Origin of the sequence: Peptoanaerobacter stomatis (genome assembly GCF_000238115.1) — a bacterium.
GTDB lineage: Bacteria > Bacillota > Clostridia > Peptostreptococcales > Filifactoraceae > Peptoanaerobacter > Peptoanaerobacter stomatis.
Window position 1 is genome coordinate 1 of record NZ_JH414564.1, and the last position, 12,923, is coordinate 12,923.

Annotated in this window: 10 protein-coding genes; 2 read left to right on the top strand and 8 right to left on the bottom strand. The window is 28.0% G+C overall.

The genetic code is table 11. The annotated features are described in order from the left end of the window. From HMPREF9629_RS09580 to HMPREF9629_RS09615, 8 genes are all read right to left on the bottom strand, one after another. A partial coding sequence (locus HMPREF9629_RS09580; protein ID WP_009526199.1) for a radical SAM protein occupies window positions 1-250 on the bottom strand: 250 nt, incomplete at its 3' end. 393 nt (window positions 251-643) lie between these two features. Further along, window positions 644-2,392 (bottom strand): ABC transporter ATP-binding protein, encoded by a 1,749-nt coding sequence (locus tag HMPREF9629_RS09585; protein WP_009526200.1) that lies wholly within the window; start codon window positions 2,390-2,392, stop codon window positions 644-646. Beyond that, window positions 2,393-4,102, bottom strand: a complete 1,710-nt coding sequence (locus tag HMPREF9629_RS09590; protein ID WP_009526201.1) for an ABC transporter ATP-binding protein — start codon at window positions 4,100-4,102, stop codon at window positions 2,393-2,395. A gap of 402 nt (window positions 4,103-4,504) precedes the next feature. Continuing rightward, window positions 4,505-5,440 carry a helix-turn-helix domain-containing protein gene (locus HMPREF9629_RS09595; protein ID WP_009526202.1) on the bottom strand — a complete coding sequence of 312 codons (936 nt, stop codon included), beginning with the start codon at window positions 5,438-5,440 and terminating at the stop codon, window positions 4,505-4,507. Window positions 5,441-5,615: 175 nt separating this feature from the next. Continuing rightward, the gene (locus HMPREF9629_RS09600; protein ID WP_009526203.1) at window positions 5,616-7,100 is read right to left on the bottom strand and encodes a sensor histidine kinase; all 1,485 of its coding nucleotides are present in this window, start codon (window positions 7,098-7,100) and stop codon (window positions 5,616-5,618) included. Then, window positions 7,090-7,788, bottom strand: coding sequence for a response regulator transcription factor (locus tag HMPREF9629_RS09605; protein ID WP_009526204.1), 699 nt, complete (start codon window positions 7,786-7,788; stop codon window positions 7,090-7,092). The genes HMPREF9629_RS09600 and HMPREF9629_RS09605 overlap by 11 nt, the downstream gene beginning before the upstream one ends. Before the next feature lie 34 nt (window positions 7,789-7,822). After that, window positions 7,823-9,172, bottom strand: a complete 1,350-nt coding sequence (locus HMPREF9629_RS09610; RefSeq protein ID WP_009526205.1) for a hypothetical protein — start codon at window positions 9,170-9,172, stop codon at window positions 7,823-7,825. Window positions 9,173-9,207: 35 nt separating this feature from the next. Beyond that, complete coding sequence (locus tag HMPREF9629_RS09615; protein ID WP_009526206.1) at window positions 9,208-10,047, bottom strand: mechanosensitive ion channel family protein; 840 nt, start codon at window positions 10,045-10,047, stop codon at window positions 9,208-9,210. A gap of 893 nt (window positions 10,048-10,940) precedes the next feature. On the opposite strand from HMPREF9629_RS09615, the gene HMPREF9629_RS09620 reads away from it, so the two are divergent. Next, a complete protein-coding gene (locus HMPREF9629_RS09620) occupies window positions 10,941-12,374 on the top strand; it encodes a hypothetical protein (protein WP_009526207.1) in 1,434 nt (477 codons plus the stop codon). Then, on the top strand, window positions 12,364-12,840 hold the full coding sequence (locus tag HMPREF9629_RS12320; protein ID WP_242822049.1) for an EAL domain-containing protein: 477 nt from the start codon (window positions 12,364-12,366) through the stop codon (window positions 12,838-12,840). Before HMPREF9629_RS09620 ends, HMPREF9629_RS12320 begins: the two co-directional genes overlap by 11 nt. The last annotated feature ends 83 nt before the right edge of the window (window positions 12,841-12,923 follow it).

Genomic DNA, 12,923 nt, shown 5'->3' on the forward strand with positions numbered 1-12,923 from the left:
TATCTATTTTTTGCAGTACGTTTTGCAATAAATCTTCATCTAATGAGGTCGGAGTTCCTCCTCCTATAAACACTGTATCTATTTTATAATCATTTAAGCTGTATTTTGTAATTGCCATATCTATTTCTTTCATAAGAGCATTTGCATATCTCTTTTTATGCAAATAATCGGAAATACCGGAATCAAAATCACAGTACAAGCACTTTGAATTACAAAACGGTATATGAAAATAAAGTCCTAAGTTTTTCATAAAATCTCCACTGATAAATTTTCTTCAATATAAATATATAAACACTATTTAAATTATTTATTTTATATAAGTCACGATTTATACTTTATATGCCAAAATTTGTTTAAATCATTGATTTTATACAAATGTTATGAGTTATATTCCGTATATTTTTTACCATATAGTAAGTATATCAATTTTTATTAAATATACAATTCTATTAGATTTTAGTACAAATTAGAATATGCCCAAAATATTTTGCAAACGAAATAACTAACGCTTTTATAAATATCCGTTTTTCAGATATTTATAAAAAATTACTCCGAGCAAAATATATTTGAGCATTATATTAAAAAACATCTATATTTAACCATATAAGTATGATACTATTATTTGATTGAATAATCAATAGTATTAATTTGAAAGTTGCCATTTTATTGCATCTTGTCTTTGAATTATAAAATTTTTATAGACTTTTGATATTTTCATAAGTTCATCATGTGTACCTATACTTTCCACACTTCCTCTATCGAGTACGATTATTTTGTCGGCTTCTCTTATAGTATCCAATTTATGGGCTATTATTATGGCAGTTTTACCTTTAAGTAAATTTTTTAATGCTGTCATAAGCTGTTCTTCATTTTCGGGGTCTACACTTGAAGTTGCTTCATCCAATATTACAAATTTACTTGGTTTTAACATAGCTCTTGCTATAGATATTCTTTGTCTTTCTCCTCCTGACAGATTACTTCCTCCTTCTTGTAATATTGTGTCATATCCGTCTTTTAACTGCATAATAAAGTCGTGGCATCTTGCCAATTTCGCAACTTCAATCATCTCATCATCAGTAGCATCTGTATTTCCGAATTTTATATTGTTTCTTATACTGTCATCAAACAAATAAACGTCTTGAAATACAAATGAAAAGTTAGAGAGTAAATAATCATATGTATAATCTTTTACATCTGTTTTTCCTACAAGTATTTTCCCATCATTCACATCCCAAAATCTTGCCATAAGATTACACAATGTAGTCTTGCCGCTTCCTGACGGACCTACTATTGCAGTTGTTTTTCCATCAGGAATTACAACACTCAAGTTTTTAAACAATTTATCATCATTATAAGAAAAATTTATATCTTGCATTTCTATTTCGCAATTATCTACAGTTTGTTTTTCTCCCTCCTCAATAGTAGGTATATCTCTCAGCTTTGTCAAGGCGTCCAAATTTTGTACTGCAACTCCCATTATATTTTGCATACTGCCTGTCATCTCAAAACCTCCGAAAACTATAAAACTTGACACTATGAGCATTATAGCTTTATGAGCCGAGATTTCACCTTGTGTATATCTTGTCAAACTTGCAAAAATTATTACACATATCGCTAATTTAAAAATTAATAAAAACAATATTCCAACCGGCGCCACGGCTTTTTCAACATCGAAAAATCCCTTTTTATTTTCTGAGATACTTTTTTCCAAGTTTTTTAATACTTCCTTACCTTTCCCAAAAGACTTTATCACACCTATGCCTTTTACATATTCAAGCATATCCGCATTTAGATTTATTTTCAATCCCAAAAGTTTTTTTGTACTTTCATCCGCTTTTGTCTGAAAAATATTATTTATAATAATACCAAAAATCAATGCCGCTATAATAATTACTCCTGTAACAAAATCAAAAGGTATCATAAATATTGCCATGATAAATGTTTGTATTACTCCTACAAACAGCATTTCTATAATATATACTCCTACAGTTTCCAATTCTCCTACTACTGTTGTAAGTCCGCTTGCTATATCTCCGAGTCTATTATTGCTGAAATATCCCATATTCACTCTTTTAAGTCTGTCTCCTATATATAGCCTGTTTTCAGCACCCATAGTATAAGAGGCTATAAATTTATTTCTATCTGCCATATATCCGAAAAATATCTTGCCTGCGACACTTATAAAGGCTACTGCAAATACAGATATTATATCTCTATTAAAAATTTCTCTTTTATCAAATATATTCTGAGTAATTTTTAATAAAAACAACAATACTGCGCCTAATGTCATACCTTCAAAAATATTTTTTATCACTTCAAATATGAACATATTTGTAATTTTCTTTGATTGATTTCCGGAAACTTGATACAGTTTTTTTATAAGCTCTCTCATCTATATCACCTCTTCTTTCATACTTATATGTGCATTCCACATTTTTTTATAAATTTTGCTTTTTTCAAGAAGTTCTTTATGGGTACCGATATTTTCTATTTTTCCTTTATCTAAAACTATTATTTTATTTGCATGAATAATAGTAGAAAGTCTATGTGCAATCATAATGACTGTTTTATTTTTTATAAGTGCATTTATAGATTTTTGAATATTTGCCTCATTATCAGGATCGGAATATGCTGTAGCCTCATCAAGCACAACTATAGGGCTGTTTTTCAGAAGTGCTCTTGCTATTGTTATTCTTTGTCTTTCTCCTCCTGACAAACTTCCTCCTCCTTCTCCTATTATAGTGTCATATCCGTTTTCAAGGCTCATTATAAAATCATGACAACTTGCTTTTTTGCAAGCATCTTGTATTTCTTCTATACTTGCGTCATTTTTTGCCATTCTCATATTATCCGTTATACTTTTTTGAAACAAATAATTCTCCTGTGATACATAAGTTACAATATCCATATTTTGTGAAAGAGGCATATCTATAAGATTTGCATCTCCTACAGTTATCTTACCGCCGTCAATATTCCAAAAACCGGCAATAAGTTTCGCTATTGTGGATTTACCGCTGCCGGAATAACCTACTATAGCGGTAAGTTCTCCCTCTTTCGCTGTAAATGACAAATCCTCAAACACTCTTACATTTTCATTGTAACCGAAACTTACTTTTTCAAATTTTATATCATATGAGTTTACAGCTTGAATTTTATCACCACGTTCAAGCTCTGTCAAATTCATTACAGATTTTATCTCATCTATTACTACTTTTACGTTTGCTATAGTTTCCGAGTGACTCATAGCCTTGATTAAAGGTTTATAAGAAGCATAAGATAAAAGTACGCACATTATTAATGTTCCCGTATTTATACTGCCGTTCATATATAAAAACAACGCAATAGGCAAGACAAACACAAGTGTGGACGGTAAAACTTCCATAGTTGCAGTCATAGAAAAGCAAACACTCAAATACCAATCAAGCATTGCAGATTTATTATTTTCCACAGCCGTCTTAAATTTTCCGTATGACGATGCTGATTTATTAAATGCTTTTATAACATTTATGCCTCTTATGTACTCTACCGCTGTTGTGTTCATAGACTTAGCTGCCTCTTGGTATCTTCTCGATTTTTCTTCATATCCCCTCATCATCAAAAGAGAAAATAAAAATCCGAGCGGAAGTGTTGCAAGATTAGCAAGCCCCATTCTCCAATCCATAGAAAAAATTATCACAACAAGTATGGCAGGCACAAGTAAATTTGCAATTACCTCAGGTATGACGTGAGCAATAGGTCTTTCCATTTTATCCAAAGTTTCTGTCATAAATTGCGACCACTGACCGCTACTTTTCTTTTCTATCTCTCCCATAGACAAGCTTTCAAGTTTTTGTGCAACCGTATGTCTTGACGTTTCTATTATACTAAAAGCCAAGTTATGAGAAGTAAGTGTAGATATGTAATGAAATATAACTCCCCCTACAAGTCCAACAAATATGAATAATATTGATGATACAAACTCTGATAGGTTTCTATTATTTTCTATTATTTTATTTATAATATCAGCTACTGCAAAATACGGTACTACGCTGAAAGCAACACCTGTCACAGCCATAATTACAGAAAATACTATCTTACCGATATGTTTTTTTAATACATTCATTTACTTCACCCTCTTTTAAAAAATAAATTTTATACTTATATATCTTAAAATTATAGATATTAGTATTACAAGTTGAAATTTTCGTTTCAAAAAGCAACTGCTTATACATATCTTATGATATATGTTATCATAAGTTTTTTTCTTTTTCTACTCTTTAAAGACTAAAATCTATCCATTTAGACATATATAATAAATATATTCCAAAGCACTCCTAATTAAATATATTAAATTTATCATTGTATTTATGACGGTTCAATTAGATAATGAATAGGATATAATAAATTATACTAAAAAAATGGCAAAAATCTTTAATAAATCAGATTTTTGCCATTTTTATAAAAATATAAATATTTATAATTCCGCTTAAAAAATAATATACTTAAGTATTGTTTTTTAGTAATGTTATATTTGAAACTTTGACGGTATAACCCCAAATTCTTTTTTAAAAGCTGATGAAAATTTTGCCGGATTTTCGTAACCGCTCTCTAATGCTATTTGAGCTATTGACATTTTTCCCTCCAACAACAAAGTTTTTGACTTTTCAAGCCTTAGTTTTTTTGTATAACTGTATATACTTTCGCCATAAAGTTTCTTAAACTGATTTTTAAGCGAAGATTCTGATATGTTGAATTTTTTTGAAAGTTGTTCTATAGTATAGTGATTTTCAAGATTTTTTAATATAAAATTTCTTACTTTTTTTATCTTATATAATTGTTTTTTGTTCAAAAAAGAGGTATTTTTTATTTCATTATCCCAATCTATATTTGATACAAAAAGTAGCAACTCTATACTTTTTACTTTAAGATACTCTTTCAAAAAATATTTTTGGGCATTGTAAAACTCATAAAATATATGCTCCAATCTCTCATTTGAGCGAAATATCTTGACATTTCCTCCTTTTGCAAGCGAAGCTATCTTTGAGAGGTTTATATCAAATTCTTTTATAAGTCTGCTGTTTTGTATTTTTTCTATATCTATATATAGACTTATTCCTCTATATAGTTTTGTTGGAAAATATGATATTCCTGTATTATCAATGGTATTGGATATGGATAAATCTCCTCTTGATACAAAAGCTACTGTATTTGAGTCAATCTCATATTCACATCTGCCGTCTTTGCAATGATTAATCTCAATTATGTCAGCTTTAAATTCAAAATTTCCTTCATAATAATCCATTTGAATATCATTAAACGTTATATCCAAACCGTCGCAAATATGATAGTTTGTAATTATACCTCTGCCTGTATCATTTTCTATTACAAATCTGTCCGCATCATTTTTAAGATGAATTGAGTCAATATCTTTTCCATATAAATCTATAATATAATTATCCATAATTACACCGTAATATATTCAAAATTCAGGTAAACCTGATATAAATAATACTAAAACCTATTTAAAATAACATTTATTTCTAAAAAATGCGAGCACCTCTAATAAAAAATACATACAATTTAACATTTTACATTAATCAGTTAATCGTATTATATAATTTCTACGTCTTTTTTTGCTAAAGCTCTCCATTTATATCTTCTAAAATTTCATCATTTTCCAAGACTTCTTCTTTAAATGCAGGGAATACTATAGTTATTTTTGTTCCTACTTCGTATTCACTTTCTATTGTCATAACTCCGTCTTGTAATTTTACCAATTCATCTACTATTGACAGACCTAAACCATTTCCCGGCATTGTACTTGTGCCTTTGTAAAATTTTTCTGTTATATGAGGTAAATTTTCGGCTTTTATTCCTATTCCGTTGTCTTTTACAACTGTTACTATCTTATCTTCATATCCTATAGCTATAAGCTCTATCTCTCCGCCTTCTTTGGTAAATTTGATAGAATTTGTAACCAAATTTATATATATTTGTTTTAGTCTGTTTTCATCTGCATTTATTATGGTATCTTCGCCTTTTAAGTCGCATTTTAGGCTTATATTGGCTCGCTTATTTGAAAACTGTCTATATACTTGAAATATAACATCTTTTATATTCACAGGTTTTTTTATAACTTTCATAGAGTTGGATTGAAATCTTGAAAAGTCCAGTAGCTCTTCCACCATTATACTTAATCTTTCCGCCTCTGCTGATATTATATTAAGTCCTGTTGCCACATCTGAATCTTTCATATAACCTTCGCTCATTTGCAATGTTTCACTCCATCCTTTAATTGATGTGAGTGGAGTTCTCAGCTCATGCGAAATTGATGACACAAACTCTACTTTCAATTTTTCAGTGTTTTTTATTTCATTCGCCATGAAGTTGATTGTATCTACAAGCTGTCCTATCTCGTCATTATATGTTTTTTCTGCACTTGCATTAAAATTTCCTTTTGCAAATTCCTTTGCAGTAGAATTTAATTTTTTTATAGGTTCTACTATTGATGTGGATATTAACGAAGATGTGAACAGGAAAAAACATACTATTATCATACAGAGCACTATACTTGCTATGACAAAACTTTTTATTTCTGTATCCACTTTTTCAAGTGAAACTACAAATCTGATAACTCCATCTGCTGTATTGTATCTTATAAGAGGTCTACTTGCTGCAAGAATTTTTTCTCCTGTGCTTGAACTCACTCCTCTATATAAAAATATTTTTTTTTGAAAAGCCGCCTCAACGTCCGGTGTGTTCACTTCAATATTGTCCGAAAATCCGTTTGAGTCTATTATCAGCTTTTTATCAGAATCTATGAACTGTACCAAAAATTTGTTTTCAAATGATGACATTGACATACCGAGCAAGGTTTTCGCTTTATCATATGAAGAAGAATAATTTGATGACTTGTTCAAAAATTCTGCTGTAAGAGTCACCCTGTCTTTTAATATTTGCTCTACTCCACCATAATAATAATTATATATTACAGATATTATCATTATTTCCAAAACTGCAATTGTAACTGCCATTATAAGTCCGAAATTTTTTATCATTCTTGTCTGTATACTTGAATCTGTATATCTTTTTATTTTTTGATATATTTTTTCAATTTTCATCTTCTTCCCACCTATATCCATATCCCCACACAGTTTTCAGATATGACGGATTTGACGGGTCTTTTTCTATTTTCATTCTTATTCTTCTTATATTTACATCTACCACTTTGAAATCTCCATAGTAGTTTTTTCCCCATATCTTGTCCAATATTTCATCTCTTGAAAGAGATTTTTCCTTATTTTTTATAAATAATTCCAATATTTCAAATTCTTTAGGTGTAAGCTCTATTTCCTCATTACCTTTAAGAAATTTTCGCTCTGAAAAATTGAGAGTAAATTCTCCGCTTGTAAGCTTTTCTATCTCCTCTTTATTCATATCTACACTTGTAACTCTTCTTATAAGAGCTCTTATTCTCGCTATAAGCTCTTTTGGTGAAAACGGCTTACTTATATAATCATCTGCGCCGTATTCCAAGCCGAGCACTTTATCCTCTTCATTAGTCCTTGCTGTAAGCATTATTATACCGATATTTTGCGATTTATTTCTTATATGTTTTAACACTTCAAATCCGTCTATTCCGGGGAGCATTACATCTAAAACCGCCATACTTATATCAGGATTTTTATCAAAAAGCTCTATTGCCTCTTCTCCCGATGCACTTTCTATAACATCATAACCTTCCCTTTTTAAATTAAGTGTAATAAAACTTCTTATTGAAAACTCGTCTTCCAAAACAAGTATTTTCATTTTTTCCTCCAATATATTTTTAAAGTTCTTATTGTTATTTATACAATCTTTCTTTTATAACATTTGATAAAATTTGTACTGACGAACGCATCTGTAAATAACTTTCTCTCTCCTTATCATCTAAACTGTCACTGTAATCCAACACTTTTCCGGCTATTACATAATCTTGATTTTCTGTTATGAGCTGCATACTGTTTCTAAGTTCATTGTCTTGTTGCCATTCATATTTTTTTATATAATTTATCTGTATTAGCGGATATTCCTTACCCAAATGATTTATAAAATTTATATTTGTATTCATATCATTTTCATTTATGGTATATTTCCCGGTAAAAAGTTTCGGTATATTCATTACATATCCAAGTTTTATATTTTCATATACTTCTTTGACAAGCTCCAATTTATAGTCTTTTTTTATTTTAAAATATCCGTTTATAAGTCCACCTTCTTTTGTGTCTTGAATAGACACGGAATAATTAGGTGCCTTAAACTTATATCCTACTTCTATTATACCATCGTTATCCACATCTTGGCTCTGTACATTAAACTGATAATTCCCTTTATTAAATTCTTGTATATCTCTCATATCTGTCAGTACTTTGTGATCTTTATTAAATACTAATATATCTGTATTTTCATATTTGTTGTCGCCTATATAATCTATAAATATTGCCATTTGCTCATCAAATATCTTGCCTATGGAAATATTATAAGGTTTTTTTATATCTTTCAATACTTTTTTTCTATAATTTACTATTTTACTACCGTCAAATTCGTCAATATTAAGAACATAATCCAAATCTGACAAATTTTTCGTTATAGAAAATATTTCTTTTCTTCCATCCGAATTTATATCAGCTATTTCAATAATCATATTCGGTATTTCTTTTATCACTTTTACCTCTTTATTATCAAAATATATAATACTGTAATTTCTCGGATTAAGTGTATTTTCCGGTTCATATGATTCAACAATAAGCTCTTTTTTTCCATTACCGTTCAAATCTTCTATCATAAATTCACTTATTTCATAAGTGTTAAATTTTATATCATCTTTTTTCACCCATATATTGTCCACTTTTTTGAGTATAAACATACCTATTTTATCGTCAACTTTACTTTTATAAAATGATATTATCTCGCTTGATGAATCCAAGTCCAAGTCACTTATTATCATAGACATCGACCTGTCACTGTCTGACATTATAACAGGATAACTTGCAGAATTTGGAGGTCTGAAATTATCTACAGCCTCTTTCATCTCTCTTTTTTCCTGATTTAGCGCAGGTGAAACGAGTAATTCTTCCGGAGTAGCTATTTTAAGACAGCTACTGAGCATTATTGTAGTCAATATTACAAAAACAGCCAAAATTATCTTTTTCATCTCTATATCCTTAATATATTATCATAAATTTTTTATTATGCCTTATGCACTGTGTCCAAATGTGCAAATTCTATTTTTTCACTTGTAAATTTATCCTTTATCTCTTTCATAACACTATAATACATATCCCAATAGCTGTTGTTTTTTACACTTGTTTTCGCCAATATATTCACATAATATATAGAAAGTTCATTTATTTCACAAATCACATCCGCACCTTGAATAGTATATTTACTATTTTCTAATATGCTTTTCAATATTTCTATAGCTCTATTATGATCTGCATCATAACTTATTTTAATGTTCAATATTATATTTCTTATATCATTTTTAGAATAGTTTACTACATAATTGGTTGTCAAACTTGAATTCGGAATAAATATTTTTTTATTATCAGTAGTGTCAAGGGCTGTATTCATAATGGATATTGTTCTTACCGTTCCGGATATTTGATCTTTAGTTTCAATATAATCGCCTACCTTGAAAGGTTTAAATATAATTATTATTATTCCTGAAGCAAAATTTGAAAGATTACTTTGAAGAGCAAGTCCTACAGCTATGCCGAAACCTCCCAGTGCAGCAATAAAAGACGAAGACGGTATGCCGAGTATACTGAGCGATGCTATTGATATTACTATAAGTACGCAAAAAAACAGTACTTGTGACAAAAAACCTGCAAGTGTTACATCCATATTGGCAATATTCATCATCGTTCTTATTTTTTTTCTCAGAATCTTCGCAATGACATATCCTATTATAAAAAATAAAACCGCTATTATAATATTGGGTACAGCCTTTTTTATATTTGAAAAAATAATTTCAAATATATCTAAATTTTCATCTATCACATCTTTAGTTTTTTCCAAAGTATCCATATATCACCTCTTTACATAAAAATACTGTTTAATGATTATTTTAATGGCTAATAAAATATATCAATTACTTGTATTATCGGTAAACTCTATTATACAAATTGTTGTACTTATATTATACGCCTAAAATTTATAATCACATTTTTCATTCGTACAAAAAAAATATAAAAATAATTATAAATTGTCTATATAACAGCACAATATTATTTGATTGATATAAAAAACATACTATATATAAAATATTATTACATATATATCATATAGTTATATTTTATATCAAAATGCACTTATTTTTCAATCTATAATCATAGAAAAAAACAGTTTTTTTTATAAACGAAAAATATGGTTCTATATTTCTACTTATACCGATAAATTATATAGTATTAAATATCATTTCAAATAGTGCTTTATTTTTTCAAATTTTCACTTTTTATAAAAAATTTCTGTTGACATTATATGATTTAAGGTGTATATTTTTATTTATAAAAACATAATTTATATGATTTTTTATTGTTAGTTAGTTAATTAAAAAAATTTATTATTTATGGATTCTAATCAGCATTTTGATAGTTTTTCATCTATAAGCGTATGACAATTAAATATATTGAAAATAATATATCCCACAAGTCATTAATATTTTATTTAATACAACATAATCAAATTGGGATTTAATTTTGTGATGTATGATTGGTAGTTTCTGTTTATTAATAAATGTATCCCCCCCCCCCCCCGAATTATCTATAAACCTACCTGCATCCGAAAAAAACTCAATTTAAAAATATGTCAGAATTAATTAAACTATAAAGATAATATGTTGTAATGAATATTATCCATCATAGTTGCAAGTTTTACTATATCATCTAAGTCTATATCTGAGAAGGTGGGATTTATCCAATATGGAAAGATATACAATTATAAATTCAAATTATTGCAAAAACACGTTCTTATTTTCATATGAATCTTTTAAGCAAATTTTGGCTGTAAAATATAATACGTATTACGGTGTTATTAAAATAAAATTGATTCCTGATAATTATAAGAATGGTGAATATGTTTATTTATTGAAATCGGTTGCTTTATTTTTAAAGTCTCAATTCGATAAAAATGATTTTGTAACTTGTATAGACAAGGACAGATTTTTAATTTTTATGGAAGGTGTTTATTCAACCAAATCTATAAAAAGTAAAATAGATTTTATTAGAAGCAATGCACAATATTTTTTCAAAAGAAGCGGATTTATAAAGTTATTTTCTATGAGAACGGTTTACTCAATACTTGATGTATCTGGCGATAATATTGATACTTTTTTAAAAAATATATCAAGCGGCAAAGCAAATATGTATCTTAGTGAATCCATAGATGTACCTAAAATAAATAAAAACGAATACCTGTCATTTAATAAGCTTCAGCTTTTAAGCGAAACTTCAAGAGAAGAGATATTTTCACAATTTTTAGAAGATTATTTTCCAAGAGGAGACTTTTTTGATTCTGTACTCAGTATATTATCTAATTCTTCTAATCTTAACGATGTTATAAAATATCTGTTCTCAATGTTTGAAAATAAAATAGGTATCGATTCTATTTATCTGTTTACATTGTCAGACAATGAAAAATATCTTATAAATAGTTCTATTGTAAAAGATAATGAAATAGGAAAACAAATAAATTCAATTTCCATATCATATATAACTAAATTGATGTTCAGTCATGATAACAACTATATAATGACTTTGAATGATTTCAACGTTTTTCCTCATTATATAAAGCGCAGACTTTATTTAAAAGGTGTGAAAAATCTATGTAATCGAATAATATTGGACAATAAAAAAATTGTCGGAATTATAGGTTTTCTATCAAATAATAAAAATAAAATATGGAACGATTATGACATAAATTATCTTATTTCATTGTCAAAAATAGTAACTTTATTTATACATTTTAAAGATTTTATTTATATGCCGAAAAATACCGATACCATTTCTGACTATATTTTGTCATCTATGAATGCTATTGTCTATGCAATAGACGATGAATTCAATCTTACATATGCAAATGAACAATTTAGAGAAATCACCAATTATAAAGGTGTTCGTACTAAATGCTATGAAATTTTAATGGAGAATGAATATCCCTGTGCATCATGCCCGATAAAAAATGAATTCGGTTTCAAAGATCAATGTTGTTCAGATGTGTATTTTAGAAATATGTCGTTAAATGAAACTTGTAAAAGAGAGATATATTATAAAAAATTTGATTTATATTATAAAATCTATATAACAAAAAATGAAAATCATCCAAAATATAAGTATATATTTACAGTTGCTGGATGACAGTTTTATAGATTTTCTAAAAGATATATTAAATAAATATAGACTTACACCTAATACGTTGTTTTTAGAATTAACAGAAACAAGTATAGTTAAGAACAAAAAAGATCTTATACAAAAATTTAAAAATATACAGGAATTAGGAATAAAAGTAGCAATGGACGACTTCGGTGTAGGCAGTTCATCACTCGGATTACTAAAAGAAATTCCGATAGATATGTTAAAAATAGATAAAATATTCGTAAAAGGCATTAATTCCAATAAATTCGATGCCACATTCATACAATTTATAGGCTCTTTATGTAGCAAAGCAAATATAACTACCTGTCTTGAAGGGGTTGAACTTGAAAGTGAACTCAATTCCATAAAAATATTTTCAGATATAGATATGATACAGGGTTATTTCTATGGAAAACCTGCAACATATGATGTTTTTGCAGATGAATTTCTAAATAATAAATATCTATAAAAAGCTGCTAAGAGCTATAAACTAAATAAGGTATCTATCTTTCATTTTAATACTCAAACTAAAATCACAGTTGATAATTTCAA

What these genes read in the sequence shown, in the direction of transcription:
- HMPREF9629_RS09585 (WP_009526200.1), bottom strand. Translation starts at nt 2,392, where the DNA reads ATGAGAGAGCTTATAAAAAAACTGTATCAAGTTTCCGGAAATCAATCA.
- HMPREF9629_RS09590 (WP_009526201.1), bottom strand. Translation starts at nt 4,102, where the DNA reads ATGAATGTATTAAAAAAACATATCGGTAAGATAGTATTTTCTGTAATT.
- HMPREF9629_RS09595 (WP_009526202.1), bottom strand. Translation starts at nt 5,440, where the DNA reads ATGGATAATTATATTATAGATTTATATGGAAAAGATATTGACTCAATT.
- HMPREF9629_RS09600 (WP_009526203.1), bottom strand. Translation starts at nt 7,100, where the DNA reads ATGAAAATTGAAAAAATATATCAAAAAATAAAAAGATATACAGATTCA.
- HMPREF9629_RS09605 (WP_009526204.1), bottom strand. Translation starts at nt 7,788, where the DNA reads ATGAAAATACTTGTTTTGGAAGACGAGTTTTCAATAAGAAGTTTTATT.
- HMPREF9629_RS09610 (WP_009526205.1), bottom strand. Translation starts at nt 9,172, where the DNA reads ATGAAAAAGATAATTTTGGCTGTTTTTGTAATATTGACTACAATAATG.
- HMPREF9629_RS09615 (WP_009526206.1), bottom strand. Translation starts at nt 10,047, where the DNA reads ATGGATACTTTGGAAAAAACTAAAGATGTGATAGATGAAAATTTAGAT.
- HMPREF9629_RS09620 (WP_009526207.1), top strand. Translation starts at nt 10,941, where the DNA reads ATGGAAAGATATACAATTATAAATTCAAATTATTGCAAAAACACGTTC.